The sequence below is a fragment of the Cryobacterium melibiosiphilum genome (assembly GCF_003602235.1).
In the GTDB taxonomy this organism is placed as follows: domain Bacteria; phylum Actinomycetota; class Actinomycetes; order Actinomycetales; family Microbacteriaceae; genus Cryobacterium; species Cryobacterium melibiosiphilum.
The window spans coordinates 209,931-231,351 of the sequence record NZ_QZVS01000097.1 but is presented as its reverse complement, the minus strand read 5'-3'; the positions used below and the strand labels follow the sequence as shown (position 1 = coordinate 231,351).

14 protein-coding genes and 1 tRNA gene are annotated in these 21,421 nt (G+C 67.9%); 11 read left to right on the top strand and 4 right to left on the bottom strand.

Annotation, left to right across the window (positions count from 1 at the left end):
* Positions 1-50 precede the first annotated feature (50 nt).
* The 4 genes from D6T64_RS21555 (at position 51) to D6T64_RS21540 (ending at position 5,623) form a co-directional block, all read left to right on the top strand.
* Positions 51-2,906, top strand: a complete 2,856-nt coding sequence (locus D6T64_RS21555; RefSeq protein WP_158594935.1) for a LysM peptidoglycan-binding domain-containing protein — start codon at positions 51-53, stop codon at positions 2,904-2,906.
* 148 nt (positions 2,907-3,054) lie between these two features.
* Complete coding sequence (locus D6T64_RS21550; RefSeq protein ID WP_147364638.1) at positions 3,055-3,333, top strand: hypothetical protein; 279 nt, start codon at positions 3,055-3,057, stop codon at positions 3,331-3,333.
* Between the two features lie 30 nt (positions 3,334-3,363).
* Complete coding sequence (locus D6T64_RS21545) at positions 3,364-5,139, top strand: hypothetical protein (protein WP_119976726.1); 1,776 nt, start codon at positions 3,364-3,366, stop codon at positions 5,137-5,139.
* 13 nt (positions 5,140-5,152) lie between these two features.
* Positions 5,153-5,623, top strand: coding sequence for a hypothetical protein (locus tag D6T64_RS21540; RefSeq protein WP_147364637.1), 471 nt, complete (start codon positions 5,153-5,155; stop codon positions 5,621-5,623).
* Positions 5,624-5,644: 21 nt separating this feature from the next.
* Here D6T64_RS21540 and D6T64_RS21535 read toward each other — a convergent pair whose 3' ends face one another.
* From D6T64_RS21535 to D6T64_RS21520, 4 genes are all read right to left on the bottom strand, one after another.
* Positions 5,645-6,343 carry a TetR/AcrR family transcriptional regulator gene (locus tag D6T64_RS21535; RefSeq protein WP_233551501.1) on the bottom strand — a complete coding sequence of 233 codons (699 nt, stop codon included), beginning with the start codon at positions 6,341-6,343 and terminating at the stop codon, positions 5,645-5,647.
* Between the two features lie 48 nt (positions 6,344-6,391).
* Positions 6,392-7,684 carry an ABC transporter permease gene (locus D6T64_RS21530; protein ID WP_119976723.1) on the bottom strand — a complete coding sequence of 431 codons (1,293 nt, stop codon included), beginning with the start codon at positions 7,682-7,684 and terminating at the stop codon, positions 6,392-6,394.
* Positions 7,681-8,550 carry an ABC transporter ATP-binding protein gene (locus D6T64_RS21525; protein WP_233551499.1) on the bottom strand — a complete coding sequence of 290 codons (870 nt, stop codon included), beginning with the start codon at positions 8,548-8,550 and terminating at the stop codon, positions 7,681-7,683. The genes D6T64_RS21530 and D6T64_RS21525 overlap by 4 nt, the downstream gene beginning before the upstream one ends.
* A gap of 115 nt (positions 8,551-8,665) precedes the next feature.
* The gene (locus D6T64_RS21520) at positions 8,666-9,304 is read right to left on the bottom strand and encodes an MBL fold metallo-hydrolase (RefSeq protein ID WP_119976722.1); all 639 of its coding nucleotides are present in this window, start codon (positions 9,302-9,304) and stop codon (positions 8,666-8,668) included.
* Positions 9,305-9,437: 133 nt separating this feature from the next.
* Between D6T64_RS21520 and D6T64_RS21515 the strand changes: the two genes are divergently transcribed.
* From D6T64_RS21515 to D6T64_RS21485, 7 genes are all read left to right on the top strand, one after another.
* Positions 9,438-9,510 (top strand) — tRNA-Glu (locus D6T64_RS21515).
* 315 nt (positions 9,511-9,825) lie between these two features.
* The gene (locus tag D6T64_RS21510; RefSeq protein WP_119976721.1) at positions 9,826-10,863 is read left to right on the top strand and encodes a TerC family protein; all 1,038 of its coding nucleotides are present in this window, start codon (positions 9,826-9,828) and stop codon (positions 10,861-10,863) included.
* Positions 10,864-11,015: 152 nt separating this feature from the next.
* On the top strand, positions 11,016-11,903 hold the full coding sequence (locus D6T64_RS21505; protein WP_233551497.1) for a PP2C family protein-serine/threonine phosphatase: 888 nt from the start codon (positions 11,016-11,018) through the stop codon (positions 11,901-11,903).
* Between the two features lies 1 nt (position 11,904).
* The gene (locus tag D6T64_RS21500) at positions 11,905-13,206 is read left to right on the top strand and encodes an FHA domain-containing protein (RefSeq protein WP_119976719.1); all 1,302 of its coding nucleotides are present in this window, start codon (positions 11,905-11,907) and stop codon (positions 13,204-13,206) included.
* Between the two features lie 4 nt (positions 13,207-13,210).
* Positions 13,211-14,944 carry a serine/threonine-protein kinase gene (locus D6T64_RS21495; protein ID WP_119976718.1) on the top strand — a complete coding sequence of 578 codons (1,734 nt, stop codon included), beginning with the start codon at positions 13,211-13,213 and terminating at the stop codon, positions 14,942-14,944.
* Positions 14,945-14,978: 34 nt separating this feature from the next.
* Positions 14,979-15,674, top strand: coding sequence for an FHA domain-containing protein (locus tag D6T64_RS21490; RefSeq protein WP_119976830.1), 696 nt, complete (start codon positions 14,979-14,981; stop codon positions 15,672-15,674).
* A gap of 346 nt (positions 15,675-16,020) precedes the next feature.
* The gene (locus D6T64_RS21485) at positions 16,021-21,408 is read left to right on the top strand and encodes an Ig-like domain-containing protein (RefSeq protein ID WP_147364636.1); all 5,388 of its coding nucleotides are present in this window, start codon (positions 16,021-16,023) and stop codon (positions 21,406-21,408) included.
* The last annotated feature ends 13 nt before the right edge of the window (positions 21,409-21,421 follow it).

The window sequence follows — 21,421 nt, the reverse complement described above, 5'->3', positions numbered from 1 at the left end:
GTGAGTCGACTGCTCAGGACTCGGCTAGACAGAGAAACGCGAGAGCAGTCATGACGACACGACCCCTGACGACCGTACTGAGTGGCATCGGCTCGCTACTGGTCCTGGCGGCCCTGCTCGCCGGCATTCCCGCAGCGCTTCTGCTGCTGGCCGGCAACCCGTTTCCCTCCGGCGATGAACTCGGCCGCGCCCTGACCACGCCCGACTACGGCGGCGCGTTCCTCATGGGAACCGTACTGCCGTTGATCGCCTGGGTCGCCTGGGCGACCTTCGCCCTCGGCTTCCTCGTGGAACTCCCCGCCCAGCTGCGCCGCCTTCCGAGCCCGAGCCTTCCCGGCCTCGGCAGGCAACAGAAGTGGGCCGCCGGGCTCATCGTGGCCGTCGTCGTGATGATCACCGGGTTCAGCTCCATCGCCCAGCCGGCGTCGGCGAGTGCCCCGGGGTTCGACCAGGCACCCGTGAGCGTCGCGCAGGAGGCGGCGCCGGCATCCGCCCCCGCCGCTGTCACCGAGGTCACCCCGGCCGTCGGCGTGGCCCCTGCCGTTGCGGCGGCGCCTACCTACGAAGTTGTCGACGGTGACTCCCTCTGGCGCATAGCCGAGCAGCACCTCGGCGCCGGCGAGCGCTTTCTGGAGATCGCGCAGCTCAATTACGGCGGCAGCCAGGCCGACGGCCATTCCCTCACCGCCGATCACTGGCTGAACTCGGGTTGGGTGCTCACCCTGCCGGCGGATGCCGCGGTGCCCGCCGCCGACACGGCCGACGGCGCCGCCCTGCTCGGCACCGCAGACCACGTCGTGGTCGCGGGTGACACCCTGTGGGACATCGCCGCGACGGCCTACGGCGACGGCGACCGCTACTCGGAGATCTTCTCCGCGAGTGAGGCGGTCGTTCAGCCCGGCGGGGGCAGCATCACCGACCCGAACCTGATCCACCCGGGCCAGACCGTGCTCGTGCCGGGCAGTGTCGCCGTGCCCGCCGTACCCACCGCGGTCAGCGCTGAGGCCTCGTCCGATACGAAAATGGCGACCGCGAGTGTTGGTGCGACGAGTCTGGACCCGGGGGGAGCATCCGCCGCCGGGGCCGCCGAGGTCGCTGACGCAGCCGGTGCGGAGGCGGCGACACAGGCCAGAGCCTTCGTCGAACCCGTCAGCCTCGGCACCACCGGCGGCATCGGCGGACTGCTGGCCGCGGCCCTCGTGGGGATCCTCGGCATCCGTCGCCTGCGTCAGCGCCGCCTGCGAGCGTCGGGGGAGCAAATCAGCCTGCCGGGAGATGCCTCGAGCGCGCTCGAGAGCGAGCTGCGGTCGGTGCAGGATCGCCGCGCTCGCCGGAACCTCGAGCGGGTGCTCGACTTACTTGCGGCCGCAAGCCCGACCCTGCCCCCGCTGGTGCGGGTGAGCCTGACCGAAAACCTGATCACCCTGTACCTGGCCGGGCCGTGCGCGCTGGGTGCTCCGTTCGTGGCCGTTACCGACGAGCCGCTGAACCGCGCGTTCAGCGTTGATCCGGCGGAGCTGCCCGAAGCGGATGCGCGTGGTGCCGCCGGGTATCCGGCTCTCGTCACGGTCGGGCGCGATTGCGGCGGCGCGCTCGTGCTGCTGAATCTGACCCAGATCGGCCTGCTGGCCGTGACCGGGCCGACCGAACTCACCGGGCCGGCGGTCGACGCGCTCGCAGCCGAAATTGCCACGAATTCGGCGCCAGGCGCGCGGGTGACCCTTGTCGGAATTGCCGAGGGGCTTCCGATCGCCCTGAAGACCGGCACTGTGCGTCACCTCGGCCCCGATGCGGCGCTGGCCGCATTGCGGACACGTGCCGAGGTCGACTCCCAGCCCGAGACGGAAGTGCTGATTCTGAGCGACTCGGGCCTGCAGGGGGACGCGCGGCGTGAACTCCTCGCACTGCGCGGCGGGGGCTTCGCGATCGTGGACTGCGCGCCCGGGACGCCCGCCGACGCCCGGCACGGTGAGTGGGTTCTGGGCATCGATTCCCACAGCCAGGCAACCCTCGCGCCACTCGGGCTCGATCTGGTACCGCAGCTCGTTGATGCTCAGGAGACGACGCACATCCTCGATCTGCTCGATGTCGCCGATCGGCCGGCCGAGCGGATGGTGCCGCTGCCGGCAGCCATCACCGCAGCGCTCGTCGGCGACGCAGCGTTCATCGGCGACGCTCCGGTGTTGGCGCCGTACGTGCGGCTGCTGGGACCTGCCGCGGTGACCGGTGCGAAGGGCACCGCACCGGAACCCGGCAACGAGTGGGCGGCGCGGGCCGTCGAGCTGGTCGCGTTTCTGACGCTGAACCGCACCGCGAGCGCGGTCGAGGTGCACGAAGCGCTCTGGCCGACCGAGATTCCGACCGGAGTGCGCGCGCAACACAACCGCAACGCCCTGATGAAGCACACGCGAGCCTGGCTCGGCAGCGACGACGAGGGGGCCCTGTTCCTGCCGTTGGTCGGTCTCGACGATCGCCGCCTGCATGCGGGCGTGCGCAGCGACTGGGACGACTTCGTCGCCCTGGTCGGCCCCGACGTGACCGTGACGAGCACGACCGACCTGGCCCGCGCCATCCGTCTGGTGACGGGCGCTCCGCTGGCGTCGAGGGACCCGACCCGGTTCGCCTGGGCAGAGCGCATGCGCGAGGTCATGCTCGCGGCGATCGGCGACGCGGCTCACGAACTCGCCACCCGAGCGCTCGTGGTCGATGACGCTGCGACGGTTTCGGAGCCCGGCCCGCCCCTGGATGAGGCGTTCTGGCGCGAGGCGATGCCGGCGGGGCAAGACTCCGCCGACGCGGCTGCCTTCGGGCGCACCATGCGCGCCCTCGAACGGCAGCTGCGACAGCTCGATCCGCCGCGCGTGGCTGCGGATGCCGTCCCGGCGACCGTGCGCAGCCACGGCTAGCCTCGTGCCCGGCCGATGTTGTTGTCGCCCGGTCAGACCCCGACTGTGCACACTTCTCACGGCCCCGGACCACGCATTTTCGGGGCCTCATCAGGCCGACCACTAAGCTGGGCCCTATACGGGGGTAGCCGACAAGTTGGGGGATGCGATGTCTGAGCTGAAGGTTGTGGAATCGTTGCTGTCGAGCCTGGCCGTGTCGGTGGCGGGCGCTGCGACGGTTCTCGGTGCGGATCCATGTCTGTCGGGGTCTGTGGAGGGTGTGCTGCAGTCGGCCAGCGTTGCAGAAGCCCTGCAGACCGGCACCGCGCAGCAGCAGACCCGATGTTCGGTGATTGCCGTCGTCGCGACCGAGGCCGGTGGTTTTCCGCGCACGGTGGCGGCGGAGCTCGCATCGGCGGATGCCCGGCTCGCCCGGTTGGCGTTTTGAGCGTGGTGTTCTGAGCGTGGTGTTCTGAGCGTGGTGTGGACCGAGCAGGATCCGGGGGCGGGGGAGCCGTGGGGCATCCGCTTTCAGGCGACGCGGCGCACAACGCGGGCTGAGGAGTTGCGGGCGGCGCAGGTCACCCTGCGCGACGCCGAATCCCAGGCGGCCAGCGCCGAGTGGACGGCGAAGTCGCGCGACGCCTTCGTGGCGAAGCTCGCGACGATTGTGCCCGATGTAAAACTGGTCATCGCGGGCCTCGACGCTCAGGCGGCGGCGTTGCTTCAGTATGCGGCCGAGGTGGAACAGATCAAAGACCTGCAGTACGCCCTGACCGCGCAGCGGGATGACGCCCAGTCGCGGCTGTGGACTTACCAGCGGCAGCTGCGTACCTCGACGGATGAGGACGCTCCCGAGGCCCTGTACATGCTGACTACGCGTGATCACGGTCAGCTGGAGCGCAGAATCGATGACGAGCAGGCCCTGTTGAGCGGCAACGCAACGCGATGGGACGAGCTCGTCGCCCGTCGCCGGGCAGCGGATGCCCTGTGCGCGGGCGATCTAGCGTCGCGCGCGGTTCACGGCGCGACGGCAGTGTTCGCCGGGGCCTCCGCACGGTATCTGACGCCGGAGGCTTTACTGGACAAGCTGTCCGGGCTGTCGGCGACGGATCTGGCGGTGTTGCTGGCCGACCAGCCCGGCCTCGTCGATCGGCTGAAGGGGGCTGATCCGGACGCCGTGGCCGTGTGGTGGGCTGGCCGGGGCACGACCGGGTCTGGTGAGCTCTCGGCAGGGCAATTGGCGTTGATCGTGGGGGCGCCGGCCGTGGTCGGCGCATTGAACGGGCTGCCACCGGCGGTGCGGGTGCAGGCGAACAAGGCGCTCGCGCAGGTGCAGATCGAGCGTAACAATGTCGAGATCGAGCGCCTCGAGGCCCTGAGGAAAATGCCGGATCCTGGGTCGCATCGCGCGACGGCAAATGATTCACAGAAGGTCGCCGAGCTTGAGGCCGAGATCGCCGAGCTGGACGCTGAGACCGAATACCTACAGCGCGCGGTAGACGGTGAGGTCCAGCTCTACCTCTACGACAAGGACGCCGACCGCATCATCGAAATGATCGGTGACTTTGACAGAGCGAGCACGACCGTGAATTACGTGCCGGGAACGGCCGCGAGCATGGAGTCGTTCACGAGCGGGCGCGTGCAGGAAGTCGCTCAGTGGTTGATCGATAATTCCGTGCCTGCAGCGGGGCTCGTCGCATTCGTTTACAAAGACGGTACCTTTCCCCCGAACCCGGTTGTCCACTCGCCAGACAACACGTGGGCTACGAGCCTTGGCCCGGCCTACCACGACTTCAACGAGGGACTCCGGACAGCTGACGGCGAGGGAAAACCCGTGATCTCCATCGAGCACAGTTTCGGTACGAGCATTGCCGGCAAGGCTGAGACGGCAGGAACCGAGTTCGCCCATCGGGTGTCGCTTTCTGGAATTGGCATGACCGAGGAATGGTCGGCCAACCCGGGCACTCAGTATTCAGACTTCACGGGGTCGAACGACGTCATCCGTTCGGTGCGCGGAAGCCAGATTGGTGAAATTGGATATGGGCAGGCCCCCTCCGAAGCGAACGGTTACCAACTTCATGACAGCGGCCTCGGCGCCAGCTGGCAAGAGAACGTCTCGAAGGCTGTTCCCGTCCTCGGAAGCTGGCTGGATTCTGGGTGGGGAGTCCAGAACCACCTCACTATCGCTGGCGATACCGACAACGCGACCGTCCTCTTGGGGCTTCGAGAGATTGTGACGGACACACAATGAGGGTGGACACAAGATGAAGTACGCAGCGTCGATCGTTTTCGTGCTGGCCCTCAGCGTATTGCTCACAGGATGTTCGGGAGGACTATTCATGCAGTCTTATGAGAGTGTGAAAGCGGAGACGATCCACGAGGTGGATCTCGTCGAGGCGCTTCTCGACCCCCTCGACGTCGTCTCGGTGGAAGAAAACACGAAGGGCGATTCTTTTCCTTGTGCGAATCGAACCGGGCTGCTCTACACCGGCCAGCGTCTGATCGAGGTGAGTGTCGACTTCGATCGACCGGCATGGTTGAAGACATTGCAGCGCGACTATGACGACCGTGAGTGGGCCAGCACGATCGAGACGCGGAGCAATAGTGGTGAGGTGACCGTGACCCTGGTCAGTCCCGGCGGTATCACTCTGCACATTTCGGAAAATGAAACCCAGGCGGGCGCGCCACTGGTCGTACTGGAGTCCTTCTCCCCGTGCGGCACGGTCGACGACTAGAGTTCGACCCGAGCGAGCGCGCTAGGGCGTGCGCAGCGTGCGGCGCAGCAGCGACAGGGCGTGCTCGAGCACCTGCTCGCGGCTCGGGGCCACCTGACCTTCGCTTGAACCGGATGCCCCGGGCATCGCCGCCGAGTCGGGCGTCGGAATCCAGCGCGTCGCCACGAACCGCAGCACCCCCATGATCGCGTTGGTGAGCAACTCGGCCTGGTCGCGCAGGTCCTGCTCGAGCACGGCCGGCTCGACACCAGCCTGCTCGACAGGTGGCTGGCCCGCCGCCCGCCTGATCCGCAGGTAGACGAGCTCCGTGACCTCGGCGGTGACCCGGGTCATCCGTTCCATCTGCTTGTGCATGAGGTCGGGGTTTTGCCCGAAGACGATGATGCGGTCGGTCATCAGCTTCTCGTCGAAGTTGAGGTTCGCCGCCATCGTCATCATCAGCGTGAGCAGTTCGGCGAGCAGGTCGGAGTCCGACGAGATGAACTCCCGGGCCTTGGCCTCGTCGACGTGGGGCACGTCGGCGCCGATCACCGCGGCATCCTTCGTTTTGAAGTAGTTGAAGAAGGTGCGCTGCGAGATCTCACTCGCCTCGCAGATCATGTCCACGGTGACGTTGTCGAAACCGTGCCGCAGGACAAGGCGCACCGCGTTCCGTTCCACGCGCAGGGCTGTCGCCTGGTGCTTGCTCTCGCGCGTGGTGGGTGTGGTGGTCTCGGGCACGCCGTGTCCTGTCATCGTGTGTTCGTTACTTCGGTCGGGTCGTGAACGCTACTCGTAGCGCAGCGACTCGATCGGGTTCTGCTTCGCCGCGCGCTGGGCCGGAAGCGTTCCGGAGAGGAATGCGATCAGCATGACGAGCAGAATGACGAAGGCGACGGATGTCGGCTCGAACAGCAGGATGTTCAGGCCCGGCAGGCCAGACAGCAGTCCGTCGGCGAGCACGTTGCTGAGAATCGAGCCGAGCCCGATGGCCACGCCGGCGCCGATGGCGCTGCCGAGGAACCCGATGACGATGGCCTCGAGGCTGAACAGGGTGTAGACCTTGCCGCCGCTCATGCCCATCGCCTTCATCAGGCCGATCTCCCGGGTGCGTTCCTGCACGCTCATCAGCAGCGTGTTGATGATGCCGAAGGCGGCGGCGATGAGTGCGATCACGGCGAAGGCGTTGAGCACGCCGACGATGCCGGTGATCACGGTCTGCACGGCGCCGAGCTGGTCTTCGATCGTGCTGGCGGTGTAGCCGTCGGTGGCGAGGTCGGCCTTGAGGGCGGTGATCTGCTCGGCCGAGAGGGTGTCGTCGAAGTGGGCGATGGCCACGCCGTAGCTGGTGACGGCGGTGTCGATTCCCCCGGACTGGGCGTCGGCGAGTTCGGCGATGAGGGCGTCGTTGGCGCCCGCGCCGGCGGCGAGCAGGCTCTCGAGCGAGACGCCGACGACGGTCGCGTCCACGGTGTGCTTCTCACCGAGAATGTCGGTGATGCCGATGGTGACGGATGCCCCCACCGCGTCTTCTGCAGAGGCAAAGCCGAGCGGGCTGACGAAGGTGTCCGGCAGCACGAGCTGGGGTTCGGTCGAGCCGCCGTCGAGCTGCGCGCCGGCGGTGAGGTCGGCCGTGGTGACGGCGGAGGTCGCGTTGATGCTGAATTCGAACTGGGTGCTGCCGCTGTTTTCGATGTAGTCCGGCTGCACGGAACGCACCGGGTCGACCGATTCGATGCCGGCGGTGTCACCGATCGTCTCGAGGTCGGCATCCGTCAGCGCCTGCGTCGTGGTGCCGGGAGGACCCTGGTTGCTTGACACCATGGCGGAGCCGTTCGGGTCGTATTCGACCGGGCCGTCATCAGCGGATGCCGCCTGGCTGGCCTGGGCCACGATGAACACGTCGGGGGAGCCGAGGGCGCCGACCTGGGCGTCGACGTACTGGGACACGCCCGCGCCGACGGCGTTGGTCAGCGTGAGGGTGAAGGCGCCGACGAAGATCGCCAGCACGGTGAGGGTCGTGCGCAGCTTGCTGCGGAACGTGTTCGAGATCGCGGTGGCGACGAGGTCCTGGGTTCTCATGACGCGTCTCCAACGCTGGTGGTGCTGGCCGGGATGATGGCGTGTGCGCCGGTGGGAGCGCCCGCGTGGGAGGGGTTGTGGGTTCCGGAGTGGGCACCGGTGTGGGCCGCCGCGTGGGTCGGATTGTGCGCGCCGGTGTGGGATCCGACATGGTCCGTTGTGTGGTCGGTGCTGTGGATGGCGCCGCCCGGCACGATCAGGCCGTCGCGAATGTAGATCTGGCGGTCGCAGCGGGCGGCGAGGTCCTCGTCGTGGGTCACGATGACGAGCGTGATGCCCTGCTCCCGGTTGAGGGCGAAGAGGATGTCCTCGACGACGGCGCCGGTGGCGGTGTCGAGGTTTCCGGTGGGCTCGTCGGCGAAGATGACGCGCGGGTTGTTGACGAGCGCACGGCCGATGACGACGCGCTGCTTCTGTCCGCCCGAGAGGGTCGTGGCCTTCTTGTCGGCCTTGTCGGCGAGCTCGAGCTGGTTCAGAACCTCCATGCCACGCACCCGACGCTGTTTGTTTCGGATGCCGGCGATCTTCAGGGGCAGGATCACGTTGTCGAGCACCGAGACGTTCGGCGTGAGAAAGAACTGCTGGAAGACGAAACCGAACTCCTTGTTGCGCAGCTCGTTGATCTCCCGGCGGGAGAGGGCCTTGGCCTCCTTGCCGGCGACCTGAACGGTGCCCTCGTCGGGCTCGTCGAGCAGGGCGAGCAGGTGCATCAGGGTCGACTTGCCCGATCCGCTCTTGCCCACGATGGCGACGGTCTCGCCGGCAGCGATCTGCAGGGATACCCCTTTGAGCGCGTCGAAGCGGCTCGATCCCGACCCATAGGATTTCTCCAGGTCACGTGCGTCAATTACCAGGTCGGCTGACATCTCGTTCCATCCTCATCTCGACCGCCACGGCGGGGAGCCATGTTTTGCAGTTACTGCACTTTACGATGCAGAAGCTGCAAAAATGCTGGGATGAGGGCGTTTGCCTCGAACTGGGTCAGATGTCGAGGGAGTCTCCCGGCTCCAGCGCGAAGTACTCGCCGCCGCCCTCTTCGGTGGCCGCCGCGATGCGAGCATTGGACAGGTCCTTGCCGAAGCGGGACAGGCCCATCTCGTGCGTCGGAAAGCTGCGCTGCGGCTTCACGGCCAGCACGTAATCGATGACCTCGCTGATTTTCAGCCACGGCGCCCCGGCGGGCACCGCGAGGGTGCCGACCTGGACATCCGCTGGAATGGTGAAGGAGTCGCCGCCGTAGTAGAGCTCGTCATTGACCAGAACTCCCACGTTGTCGATCACCGGGATCGACGCGTGGATCACGGCGTGCTTCTCGCCGAAGAAGCGCAGCGTGAACGGGCCGGCCGCCACGGTGTCCCCGGCCTGCACGACGGTGATCGGATGCTCCGGCGCGGCATCGGCTACCCCCTGCGGCCCGTAGATGGGCACGTCGGGGTTCATGTCCCGGATGCGATCGAGCTGCGCCGGCGTCCAGTGGTCGGGGTGCTCGTGGGTGAGCACCACGGCGACGGCATTGGTCGTCTCGGTGAGCGCCGTCGTGAGCGAGCCGGGATCGATGAACAGCTTCTGACCGTTGAGTTCGAGGATGAGGGCCGCGTGCTCGAGTTTGGTCAGCTTCATACGCGCAATGTTACCCACCGGGGGCAGCGCGTGGCCCGGCGGGCGAGGGCATCCGTCGCCCGCAACACGCTCAGTTTCGGCTCAGTTTGTCTCACGACGCATTCGTGTGGCATACTCGTAAAGTTGCAAAAACGGCCCCATCGTTTAGCGGCCTAGGACATCGCCCTCTCACGGCGGTAACGCGGGTTCGAATCCCGCTGGGGTCACAGAGCACAACAGACAGCCCGGTATTCCTCGCTCGCGAGGTGCCGGGTTTCTCTGTTTAACCCCTGCCTTAACTCCTGTTCAGTTTGTGTATAACCCCGCGAGGCTGCGACCGGGTTCGGCACGATTGTGCTGATAGAGTTCTGCAAGCGAAGGGGAGTATCCCTAGGGGCTCAGTGAGCCCTATGTCGTGATCGTCAATACGGGCCGCACTGGCGGGGCCCCGGTCACGGTGGCACCCATGATGGTGCGGGAGAGACTTTCGGGTTCCGGCCGTTTCGGCCACCCACCCCGCACTGTCACCGTGAAAGGTTCCCATGGAACTCGCCCTGCCGCTTTGGTTCGAAGTTGGATCGCTGGTCGTCCTGACCCTGATTCTGGTTGCCGACCTGCTGATCGTCTACAAGCGTCCGCACGTGCCGTCGATGCGGGAAGCCGGCCTCTGGGTCGCCTTCTACGTGGGACTCGCGCTGATCTTCGCGCTGCTCATGTTGCTGCTCGGCGACGCCGAACACGCCGGGCAGTTCCTGGCCGGCTGGCTCACCGAGTACAGCCTGTCGATCGACAACCTCTTCGTCTTCGTGATCATCATGGCGAGATTCTCGGTGCCGCGGAAATACCAGCAGGAAGTGCTGATGGTGGGCATCATCATCGCCCTCGTGTTGCGCGGAATCTTCATCCTGCTCGGCGCCCAGCTGATCGAGAACTTCAGCTGGATCTTCTACATCTTCGGCGCGTTCCTGCTGTACACGGCCTTCAACCAGGCCACCGCGAAAGAAGACGACACCGAGAACAAGGAGAACGGCTTCATCCGCCTGCTCCGTCGTCGCATCCACATCTCGGGCGAGTTCGACGGTTCCAAAGTGCGCACCATGGTCGACGGCAAGAAGGTCTTCACGCCGATGATCATCGTGTTCCTCGCGATCGGCACCACCGACCTCATCTTCGCGCTCGACTCGATCCCGGCCATCTTCGGCATCACCCAGAGTCCGTTCATCGTCTTCACGGCCAACATCTTTGCCCTGATGGGGTTGCGCCAGCTGTACTTCCTGCTCGGCGGACTGCTGGAACGCCTCGAATACCTCAAATACGGCATCGCGGTCATCCTCGCGTTCATCGGTGTCAAGCTCTTCTTCCACGCCCTGCACACCAACGAGGTGCCCTTCATCAACGGCGGCGAGGGCGTGGCCTGGGCTCCCGAGATCGATACCTGGACCTCGCTCGGCGTGATCATCGGATCAATGGCCGTTGCCACCATCGCGAGCCTCATCAAGGCCAAGAGCGACGACCGCAAACGCGCCGCCAACCCCGAGGCCGCCCCGGCCCAGAAAACCCCGGAATACATCGACGAGTAGGCATCCGCCCAGACTTGATACGGTAGAGCCTTGCAGGAGTTTCGCCTGCACTGGTTTTGGCCGACGCCCCGAGGGGCGCGAAGCTTCGCGTGCGAAGTGGTGACGCGAACGGTGGGGTACGCATGGCGGTGAACGGCCGAAGCGAAATTGTCTTGGCGAACGCCACCGCGACCCTGCTGTTCAGCGCGCGCACCGACGTCGGCAAGGTTCGCAAGGTCAACGAGGACAGCCTGATGGCCCAGTCCCCTGTGTTTCTGGTCGCCGATGGAATGGGTGGCCACGCCCACGGCGACGTGGCCAGCCAGACCGTCGTGCGTGTCTTCGACGAGCACATCGAGCAGAACACGCCGTCCACGCCGGAACGGATCCTCGACGCCATCCACTCGAGCAACGACGCCGTGCGCGACCTCAGCGCCGTTGACGACTACGGCACCGCGGTGTCGGGCACGACGCTGGCCGGCGTGGCCTTCGTCGACGCCGGCGATGACGTGGGCTACCACTGGATGGCCTTCAACATCGGCGACTCCCGCGTGTACACCTGGAACGGCCGCACGCTCACCCAGTTGAGCGTCGACCATTCCGCGGTGCAGGAAATGGTCGACGCCGGTCTCATCACGGCAGCGGATGCCGAGAAACACCCTGAACGCAACGTCATCACCCGGGCCATCGGCGCGGACGAGTTCGTCGACGCCGACGTCTGGCTGCTGCCGGCCGCCGGACGCCACAGCTTCCTGATCTGCTCCGACGGCCTCACCAAAGAGCTCGACACCGCCGACATCGCGCGGGTTCTGGCCGAGCACCAGGGCGGCCCCGGCTTCAACGATGACCCGGTCGAGGGTGCCGAACTCGGCTTCGGCGCGGCCGGGCACACCGTCGCTGACGTTCTGGTTGAGGCCGCGATCGCGCACGGCGGCCACGACAACGTCTCGGTTGTCTACATCGAAGCCACGCTCGGCCAGGCCGACGACGCCGACCAGACGGGTGTGACGCAGGAGCGCTCACTCGACGACGTCGAAAACACCAATCCCCGAGGCGTGTGACATGTCTCACTACCTGCCGGGCCTCAGCTACGAACCGGGTACCGCTGGTGAATGGCTCGCGGCGACGGATGTCGATCGTCTCATTGTCCTGAAGCTCACCACCACGAGCCCCACCGCGAACGCGGTGTGGGAGAGCCTGCACCGCGGTAACCCGGCTGAGAGCCTGCTCGGAGAACTAACCCGTAACGGCCTCTTCGAGACGCCGCCGTTCGTGCTGCTCACCTGGCTTGGCGACGGCGCGGCGGCCCTGCACGCGATCGTGCGCGGTGACGTGACCGTGACGGTCACGGTCGGCGAGGCGACGATCGAAATCTCCGGACGTGGAGTATCGACCTGGGTGGAACAGTCCTTCACCGGGGCCACGGCGTTCTCCATCGTCTGCGGCGGGGCCGGAGGCACCCGCGGAGCAGACCTTCCTCTGCTCGCCGGTGCTGCCTGGTCCCGGCGCCTGAACGGCACGCTGAGCGCCGGGGCCGGCGCCACTGCCGGTGAGCCGGTCGTCGCAGTGCCGGCCGCAGTGCCGGCCGCAGAGCCGGCCGCGGTGCCGGCTGAAGCGCCAGCCGCAGTGCCGGCCGCGGAGCCGGCTGAAGCGCCGGTCAACGAGAACACGCTGGTGGAAAGTACGTTCATCGACGCCCCGCCGGCGGGCGCAGCAGCCGCGATCGCCGGGCCGCCGGCATCCGTCGTCAGCGGCGCCTCGGAGTACGACCACCTGTTCGGGGCCACCATGATGCGCGGCGTGGAGCAGGCCGCCGTGCGCGAGGATGACGGACCCGAGGGCAGCGAAGGCGCAGAGTCCGAAGCTGCAGCCCCGGAACACATCGAAGCCGAGGGTGATCACGACGGGCTCACGGTGATGAGCGGAGACATCCGCAAGCTCCGGGATTCGCGCCGGCTGGACCGCCGGGCGCCCGCCGCGCCCGTTGCGGTGGCGAACAGCCTGTACCTGCTGCTGCCGAACGGCGCACACGAGACGCTGGGGCAGCCCGTGGTGCTCGGCCGGGCGCCGAGTGTCAGCCAGGTGCTCGGCGGCCAGATCCCGAAGCTCATCAGCATCGGGGCCGGCGACCAGGACATCTCCCGCAACCACGCCCGGTTCGCCCTCGAGGGCGACACCGTGGTCGTGACCGACCTGCACTCCCGCAACGGCATCCTGATCGTGCTCCCCGGCAAGGCGCCGCAACGGCTGCGGCAGGGCGAGCCGACCGCGATCATCCTGGGCACGGTCGTCGACCTCGGCAGCGGCATCACCATCACGGTCTGCGACGACACGGTGGCTCCGCACACGATAACCGGGGACTGAGACGATGCGGCGCGCCCCCTCGGTTCCCCCCGAACTCCCCGGTTACACCTACGTGAAGCCGCTCGGATCCGGCGGGTTCTCCGACGTGTTCCTCTACGAGCAGCGCCTGCCGCGGCGTCGCGTCGCGGTCAAGGTGCTGCTGACCGAGCAGCTCGGGGAGTCGACCCGGGCCCAGTTCGTGGCCGAAGCCAACCTCATGGCGCAGCTGTCGACGCATCCGTACATCGTCACGATCTACCACGCCGACGTCGCGAGTGACCTGCGGCCCTACTTCGTCATGGAGTACTGCCCGGGGCCGAGCCTCGCCGAGCAGTACAAGCGCGAGCCGTTCGGGGTCGAGGACGCCCTGCGCATCGGGGTGCGCCTCGGCGGAGCCGTCGCGACGGCGCACAGCGCGGGCATCCTGCACCGCGACATCAAGCCCGCCAACGTGCTCACCAACGACTTCGGCTGGCCCGCCCTGACCGACTTCGGCATCAGTTCAACCCTCGACGACGAGCTGCCGGTGCAGACCATCACCGGCGTCACCGGCGGCCGGCCCAGCGACACCGCGGCCACGAGCGAGAGCCAGGCCGTGGGCATGAGCGTGCCGTGGTCGCCGCCCGAGATGTTCGACGACGATCCGAAAGCGGATGTGCGCAGCGACGTCTTCTCGCTCGCCGCGACCATCCACACGCTGCTCGCCGGCCGCACCCCGTTTGAGATTCGCGGGCGTTCCAACGGCACCCTCGACCTGATCGGCCGCATCGAACACGGTGCCATCACGCCGATCGACCGGCCGGACATGCCGCGGTCGCTGACCTACGTGCTGCAGAAGGGCATGGCCACCGACCGCGCCGATCGCTATGCCACGGCCGTGGACTTCGCGCGTGCCCTGCAGCGCGTCGAACTCGAGCTCGGCTACTCGCCGACCGGCATCGAGGTGCCGAACCTGCGCCAGCAGGCTCCGGAGAAGGCCGCCGCGACCCCCGAGGAAGCCGAGACCCGCGCCCGCACGGTCGTCACGATCGCCGCCCAGCCGCCCATGCAGGCGCCGGCACCGACCGCGGCTGCCGCGCCTGATGCGACCGCCACGGTGCCCGACGGGGTGCTCGCCGACCGCGAACACACCGACAGCACCGCTCGCGGGTCGCAGGATGAGGCGAGCGACGCAGCGGCCGTCGTCGAGGGCACGGTTCTGCGTTCAAGCGCACGGGAGGAGACGGTCGTGCGGCCGCGGGGTGCGGCATCCGCTCGCCCGGAAACGGCCCCGGACATCGCCGGTACCGTGACGGGTAACGACGCCGGAACCGAGACGACGGCCCAGGCCCCCGCCCGCCGCCCGCGCCTGCTGGCCCGGGTCATCGGGATCGCCGCCGGGGTCGCGCTGCTTGCCGGGGCGATCGCTGCGGTGGCCATCGTCGGCAATCCCGACTCCGATATCACGCCGAGCGCCCGGCCGACCACCGCGCAGGGCGGCGGCGCGAGCGCGGGAGGCGCGGTGCCGACGCCGACGCTCGACGGGGTGGAGACATCCGTCGACGGAACGGTCGTCACGTTCACGGTCAGCAATTCCGCCCCCGAAGACACCGACGTCTACCGCTGGGCCCGGGCCGAAACCCCGACGCAGCCGCAGCTCAGCCAGACCAACACCATCGTGATCGAGGGCGTGACCCCCGGCGCCCGGGTCTGCATCGACGTCTACCTGCAGCGCAGCGACGGCAAGCTCAGCGAGGCCGAACCGGCCTGCAACCAGTGATGTGGGCAGTGATGATCGCCGTGACGGGTGCAGCGTGAAGCCCCTCAAGATCGAGTTCTGCGGCGAGTGGTACACGACCCCGCCCGGAACCGACTTCTCGATCGGGCGGGAGTCCGACCTCTCCATCGACGACAACCCCTACCTGCACCGCACCTTCTTGCGGCTCTACGAGGACTTCGGCATGTGGTGGATCGCCAACGTGGGCAACCTGCTGTCCGCCACGGTGACAGATGCCACGGGGTCGGTGCAGGCCTGGCTCGCCCCCGGAGCCAAGCTGCCGATCGTCTTCCAGCGGATGCGCGTCTCGTTCACCGCCGGCTCGACCACCTATGACTTCACCATCCACGCCGAGGAGGACTACTTCAACACCTCGGTCTCGGCGGCCCAGTCCGACGGCAGCACCACGATTCTGCCGGTGGCCCTCACCACCAGCCAGCGAATGCTCGTCGTCGCGCTCGCCGAGCAGGTGTTGCGCCAGGAGGTTCCCGGCCGGGGAACGATCCCGACCTCGGCCGAAGCCGCGGCCCGGCTCGGCTGGAACAGCACCACCTTCAACCGCAAACTCGACAACGTCTGCGAGAAGCTCGACAAGCTCGGCGTCGACGGGTTGCGCGGCGGCCGCGGCAAGCTCGCCGTCAACCGGCGGGCGCGCCTGGTGGAGTACGCGGTGGCGACCCACCTCGTGAGCGCCGACGACGTCGACCTGCTCGATGCGCCGCCGCCGGCCTGAGCGCCCGCCTGAATACGTGGCCTCAGGGCTGGCGCGCCGGCATCCGCTGCGCGGTAGCTGCGCCGCTGCGCGGTACCTGCGCCACCTGTCCCGCAGGCCGGCCGGCAGGTGCGGTACCTGCGCCGCTGCGCGGTGGGTGTGCCGACCGCGCAGCGGCGCACTACCCGCGCTCGACCCAGGATGGTGCGGGCGCGGCTCAGGGGAGCGCGCTGCGCGGTAGTTGCGCCGCTGCGCGGGGGCAATGCGTTCGGCTGACGGCCGCGCTCGGGCGGCTAGAGGGTCGTGTTACGGTGAATCAGTATTTGCGCGCCCCTGGTCGGGGGTGCGGGCGAGCCGGGGGAGTTGCGTGGGGGCCTGGTCTGATCGGCTGCACGCACCGTCCTTTCTGAGGCCGTCCGCGTGGCGTAAGTCCACGGCATCCGTCGTCGCGCTGGCGGTTTTGGCGGGGGTGCCGCTGAGTTTCGCGGTGCTGCACCAGGGTTTTCCGGTGACGGATGTCGACCTCACCAGCCGGGATGTCTGGGTCACCAATGGCCAGGAGCTGCTCGCCGGCCGCCTGAACCGGCAGATCGAGGAGCTCAACGGCTCGGTCAACGCCGCGTCGAGTGCGTTCGACGTGCTGCAGCACGGCGACGATGTCTTCATGATCGATGAGAGCGTCGGCTCCCTCGAGCGGGTCGACCCCGCGTTCACGACCCTCGGGCAGCGCGTCGACGTGGTTCCGGGGTCGGTGCTCGCTTATGGCGGCGACCTGATCGCGGCCATGGCGCCGACCGGTGAGGTCTGGCAGTTTTTGGCCGCCGGGGAGCTGAACTTCGACCGGTTGACGACCGAACCCGTGATGGAACTGGGCGAGGGCGGCCACATTGCGCTGTCGTCGTCGGGGGCGCTGGTGGGCACGTCGGTGGTGGATGAGACGATCGTCACGATCGCGGAGTTCGGGGCCGAAGCGACCGAGACCGCGCTGCCCGGCCTCGGTGCGCACCAGGTCGCGTTCGTGGGAGAGCAGGCGGTGGTGCTCGACACTGATGCGGGCACCCTGGTCGTGGGCGACACGGTCGTCGAGCTTCCGGGAGACGCGCTGAAGCTGCAGCAGCCCGGTGCCGAGAACGGTTTCGCGGTCGTCGCGACCGGGGATTCGCTGCTGCAGGTGCCGCTTGACGGCGGTGATGTGCTGCAGGTGCCGGCGCAGATTGACACGCCGATCACGGATCCGGCCGCGGTCTCCGCGCCGGTCTGGCTGAACGGATGCGCCCACGGCGCCTGGGCGGGCGCCCAACGGTATATCTCGGCGTGCCTCAACGACGAGTCGGGCGGTGATCCCGTGGTGACGGTCGAGGCGATCGAGCAGCCGACGCTGGGCTCGGTGCTCGAGTTCCGGGTGAACCGCAGCGTCATCGCGTTGAATAACCTCAGCAACGGCAATGTCTGGCTGGTCGATGCGAACATGCGGCTGGTCGAGAACTGGGACGAGGTGACCCCGCCCGAGGAGGAGGACTCCGAGGAGGGCGACGAGAAGGCCTCGCAGCAGTCGTTCGAGGACACCCTCGCCGAGCGCACCGAGCAGAACCGGGCGCCGCTGGCCCGGGACGACGAGTTCGGGGTGCGGCCCGGCAAGACCACCGTGCTGCCGGTGCTCAGCAACGACACCGATCCCGACGGCGACGTGCTCACCGTCGTGAACGTCAACGGGTTTTCGGACGCTCAGGGAAAGCTCGACTTCATCGACGGTGGCCGGGCGCTGCAGTTCACCCCGGGCGAGGGCGTCGCCGGCACCGTCAGCTTTCGCTACACGGTCGCCGACGGGCGCGGGGCGGTGGCGGAAGCATCCGTCAATGTGACCATGCGTCCGCTCGACCAGAACCTGGCCCCGGTCTCCACCCGGGTCGGCGCCGTGAGCGTGGAGCAGGGCCAGCTGGTGAGCTACAACGTGCTCTCGGACTGGATCGACCCCGACGGCGACGACATCTACCTCGTCTCGGCGAGCCCGACCAGCGGCGACGGCGTGCGGTTCGGCCCCGAGGGCTTCGTGACCTTCGAGAGCCGCACCGCCGAACTCGGCCTCAAAGAGGTCACCTTCGTCATCTCCGACGGCCTGCTCACGGCGACCGGGGTTCTCACCGTCGACGTGAAGCCACCGGGAACGCTTGGCCCGGTCGGTACGCCCGACTTCGCGACGACGTTCGTGGGGGAGACCGTGCTCATCGAGCCGCTCGCCAACGACGTGTCCCCGTCGGGCGCTGCCCTGTCGCTCATTAGCGTGAACGAGGTGCCGATCGGCGTCTCGGCCGTGCTCAACCTCGACCGCGGAACGGTCGCGTTCTCGAGCGCCGAGGCCGGCAGCTTCGTCTTCACGTACAGCCTCGGGGCCGGTTCGGCGTCGAGCGTGGGCCTGATTCGCGTCGACGTGAAGGAGGACCCCGCCGAACAGCTGCCACCGATCGCCGTGAAGGACACCGCCTACCTGCGCGCCGGCGAACCCCTGACCCTGTCGGTGCTCACCAACGACGTGTCACCGAGCGGGCGGGTGCTCGCCGTGCAGTCCGTCGACACGAGCGCCGCCAACGACCTCGTCTCGGTCGAGATCCTCACCAACACGGTGCTGCGGGTCACCGCCTCGTCGGCGCTGACCGAGCAGGTGCAGTTCACCTACACGATCAGCGACGGCACCGCCACGTCCACCGCCGGGGTCACCGTCGTGCCGGTGCCGCCTTTGATCAAGCACCAGCCGCCGGTCGCGATCGACGACAACGTCAATGTGCGCGCCGGCGACATCGTGAGCGTCGACGTGCTCGCCAACGACTACCACCCCGACTCCGGAACCATGTCGGTGCTGCCGGGCCTCGCCGAGGCCCCCGCGGGCGGGCTCGCCTTCGTCGCCGGCAACGAGGTGCGCTACCAGGCCCCGAACGACCCCGGGTCGTACAGCGTCGTCTACACGATCACCGACACCTTCCTGGAAACAGCGACGGCGACCGTGCGCTTCACCGTGACGGCAGCGGATGCCGCCGCCAACCGGGCTCCGACGCCGCTGCCGCTGACCATGCGCACCTTCGCCGATTCGACGATCAAGGTTGAGGTTCCGCTCGACGGCATCGACCCCGACGGCGATTCCGTGGTGCTCACGGCCCTCGATTCCACGCCGAGCCTCGGGCGCATCGCCGAACAGGGCAGCGACTACTTCATCTACGAGGCCTACCCCGGCACCGCGGGCACCGACGAGTTCACCTACGAGGTCGAGGACACCTTCGGGGCCGCGGCGACCGGCACCGTGCGTATCGGCGTGATCCCGCGCCCCGAGGTGCTACTGCCGCCGATCGCCGTCGACGACGCGATCGAGATCAAACCCGGCCGCATCGGATCGATCCCCGTCGTGCTCAACGACTCCGACCCCAATGGCTACCCCCTCACCCTGTCCGAGGAACTGCCCGAGGTCGACCCGGGCATCATAGCCACGGTCGACGGCAGCCGCGTCATCGTGGAAGCGCCCGAGGCCGAGGGCACCTTCACCCTGCGCTACGAGATCACCAACGGAAACGGCGGCGCCGACACCGCGTTCGTTCAGGTCAAGGTCACCGCCGACGCCCGCATCGACCCGCCGACCGCCGTCGACCACTACGTCGAGCCCGTCGACGTGGAATCGGGTGACGACGTCTCCGTCGCGGTGCGGGACGGCGCCGAAAACCCGGGCGGACTCATCGCGGATCTGGTGATCAGCCTCGAGGGGCCGAACGCGGCATCCGCTCGCCTCGGCGACAACGGCCAGGTGAGCGTGACGCCGACCCGTGAACGGCAGGCGATCGCCTACCGCCTCACCAACGCGATCGACGAGCTCAGCGCCACGGCGTTCATCATCGTGCCGGCGATGCCCGACCCGGAACCGCCGGAGCCGACCGTAGACCCGAACGCGGGCGAACCGACCGCCGAACCGGAGGAGACCTTTGCGCCGCCGTTCCTCAAGAACATCGGCGACCAGGTGATCAAGATGAACGGGTCGAAGACCTGGAACCTCGGGGATATCGTCGAGGTGCCGTCGGGCCGGCCGCCGCTGATTCTGAGCGCCACCGCGATCAACAGCAACGGCGCCACGACCGCCCTCAACGGCACCACGCTGAGTTTCGTGGCCCGCACCGATTACCGGGGTCCGGCATCCGTCACCTTCGTGGTGACCGACGGCACCTCGGCCGCCGACCCGCTCGGAAACCAGGCGACCCTGACGATTCCGATCACCGTGGGAGACGCCAACTTCGAAGACGTGCCGCCGACCTTCACCCCGCCCACCGTCACGATCGAGGCCGGCGAGACCGCGCTCGTCGTGAACCTGCGCAGCTCGAGCGCGCACCCGAACCCGCAGATCCTGCAGCAGCTCAGCTACGGGGCACTGGCCGGAACGACCGCCCAGGTCGCCGCGACTCTCGACGGCGCGAGCCTGTCGGTCTCGGCGCCGCTCGGCGTGCAGCCGGGCACGAAGGCGACACTGAGCTTCACGGTCAACTACCGCGAGTTCTCGGTGCCGGGCTCCGTGAACGTGACCGTGGTGTCGTCGGCGCGTCCCCTGCCCCAGGCCGTCGCCGACTGCGGCGCGAACTGCAACGGCATTGAGACCCGGCCGAGCGCGCAGGTGATCGTGCCGGTGCTCGACAACGACTACAACCCCTTCGCCCAGGACGGCCGCGCCCTCACGGTGATCGACGCGGCCATCGAACAAGACGTGCAGGGTGGCACCGCCTCGATCAGCTTCACCGGCAGCGGCGTCACGCTGAACACCGGTCCGAGCGCGACCGGCACCCTGACCGCGGTGTACCGCATCCAGGACGCCACGAAAGACCCCAATCGTGAGGTGCAGGGCCGCATCACCCTAGTCATTCGCAACGTACCGGATGCCCCGAACCGGCCGGTCGCGAGCCCCGGCGATGCGAGCGCCACGGTTTCCTTCACCGCCCCGGCGTCGAACAACTCGCCCATCACGGGCTACACGATCGCCTGGAACGGCGATTCGATGAATGTCGGCGCGGCCGGCACCTACAACATTCCGAACCTCACCAACGGCACGAGCTACACCTTCACCGTCACGGCCCGCAACGCGATCGGTGACTCGGCGGCGTCCCCGGCGAGTGCCGCCGTGGTGCCGTTCGGGGTGCCGGGCAGGCCGGCGAGCGCGACGCTGTCCGCCCCGGGCCAGGGCACCGGTGCGCTCGTTCTGAACTGGGAGGCGCCGAACAACGACGGCGGACGCGGCGTCACCAGCTACGAGTACAAGTGGATCGAGGGAACGAGCGGAACCACTTCGACCGCGGCCCGCTCCGCGACAGCGACCGGCAACACTGACCGGCAATACCGCTACGACGTACGGGCCTGCAACCAGGCCGGCTGCGGCGAGTGGCGCACCTCGAACGCCGCGTCCCCCCAACCCAACCCGCCCCCGCCCCCGCCGAGCGCGACCATCAACAAGGGCTCAGCCGGCTCGGCCAACGGCTGCTCCTCGGGCTGCCACAAGGTGCGCGTCGACTACTCCAACTACGTGCCCGGCAACTACAGCATCGTCACCGAGAACAGCACCGGCGGATTCTCCGAACGCACCTTCTCACTCGGTGCGAACGGAAGCGTCGAACTGACCAACGTGATGGGAACCCGGCCAGCGGGCGAGTCCATCCGCGTCAAGCTGACGCGGCAGGGCGACGGCGCGGTCTTCTATACCAACTCCATCTCCGGTGCCCAGTGGAACGGCATGTAGGGCACCATGGAAC

Coding starts and splice junctions, on each gene's coding strand:
- D6T64_RS21555 (WP_158594935.1), top strand. CDS start 51: ATGACGACACGACCCCTGACGACCGTACTGAGTGGCATCGGCTCGCTA.
- D6T64_RS21550 (WP_147364638.1), top strand. CDS start 3,055: ATGTCTGAGCTGAAGGTTGTGGAATCGTTGCTGTCGAGCCTGGCCGTG.
- D6T64_RS21540 (WP_147364637.1), top strand. CDS start 5,153: ATGAAGTACGCAGCGTCGATCGTTTTCGTGCTGGCCCTCAGCGTATTG.
- D6T64_RS21530 (WP_119976723.1), bottom strand. CDS start 7,684: ATGAGAACCCAGGACCTCGTCGCCACCGCGATCTCGAACACGTTCCGC.
- D6T64_RS21525 (WP_233551499.1), bottom strand. CDS start 8,550: ATGTCAGCCGACCTGGTAATTGACGCACGTGACCTGGAGAAATCCTAT.
- D6T64_RS21520 (WP_119976722.1), bottom strand. CDS start 9,304: ATGAAGCTGACCAAACTCGAGCACGCGGCCCTCATCCTCGAACTCAAC.
- D6T64_RS21510 (WP_119976721.1), top strand. CDS start 9,826: ATGGAACTCGCCCTGCCGCTTTGGTTCGAAGTTGGATCGCTGGTCGTC.
- D6T64_RS21500 (WP_119976719.1), top strand. CDS start 11,905: ATGTCTCACTACCTGCCGGGCCTCAGCTACGAACCGGGTACCGCTGGT.
- D6T64_RS21495 (WP_119976718.1), top strand. CDS start 13,211: ATGCGGCGCGCCCCCTCGGTTCCCCCCGAACTCCCCGGTTACACCTAC.